Below are 1,035 nucleotides of genomic sequence, written 5' to 3'. Positions count from 1 at the left end.
CCGTCCCGTCGCTCACCCGCACCCGGATCGCCTCCGACACCCCGTACGTCTCCGACACCACCACCTGCCCGCCCGTAAGCGTCGCGCTCGTCACCGGCAGCGTCGCACTCGCCGCCTGCGTGCTGTCCGACGCCAGCACCGCCGCCACGCTCACCGTCCCGTTCGCACCCGCCACCCGGTTGCCGTACGCATCCCGCGCCGTCACACTCACCCCGAACAGCGCACCCGCCACCACGCTCGACGGCGCGCTCACCTCGTACGACGACACCACTCCCGCGTCCCGGATCGTCACCGGCGCGCTGTCGCCCCCCAGGCCCGTCGCGCTCACGTCCACCGTCCAGCTGCCCGCCACCGTGCCCCGCACGTACACCACCGCCACGCCCCCGCTCAGCGTCACGCTCGTCACCGGCGCGCCGAAGTCCGTCAGGCTGAACGCCATCCCCCCGCCGCTCGAACCCAGGCTCACCACCGCCGCGCTCGTCCCGTCCCGGTTCCCGTTGCCGTCCACCGCCTCGATCGTCGCCACGAACGTCGAGCCCGCCGCCACGCTCGATGCGCTCAGGCTCACCCGAAGATCCGTCGCCCCGCTCGCCACGCTCGTGTACACCGCGTCCGTCACGCTCGCCGCACCCACGCCCGCCGTGAACGCATCCACGCTGTCCGCAACCCCCGCGCTCGAAGGTGCCGTGTACAGAACCGTGATCCGCCCCGACCCGTCCGTCGTCCCGTACCGCGCCGTCGGAGTCACCGTCGTCGTCGGGTTCGGATCCGCCGGGTTCGACCCCAGCACCCCGCCCGCCGGGTCGTGGATGAACACGTCCACCCGCTCCCCGCTCACCGCGTTGCCGTACGCATCCCGTACCGTCACCACCACCGTGTCCGTCGTCCCCACCGTCACGTTCTTGCTCGCCGGAGAAAGCGTCACGCTCGCACCCGCACCCGCCACGCCCGTCGCCGCAAACGTCACGCTCGCACCCGCGCCGATGCGCGCCTCCAGCGCGTTCGCCCCCGCCGTCGTCCCCAGGGTCCACACCT

Annotated in this window: 1 protein-coding gene; it reads right to left on the bottom strand. The window is 73.1% G+C overall.

Features of this window, described 5'->3' with window-relative positions; genetic code table 11:
* Positions 1–1,035: hypothetical protein (locus tag D6694_04890; protein ID RMH45305.1), on the bottom strand; the 1,035-nt coding region annotated here is incomplete at both ends.

Source organism: Gammaproteobacteria bacterium, assembly GCA_003696665.1.
Classification (GTDB): domain Bacteria; phylum Pseudomonadota; class Gammaproteobacteria; order Enterobacterales.
Note: the sequence above shows the minus strand (reverse complement) of the source record. Positions and strands in the feature narration are given on the sequence as shown.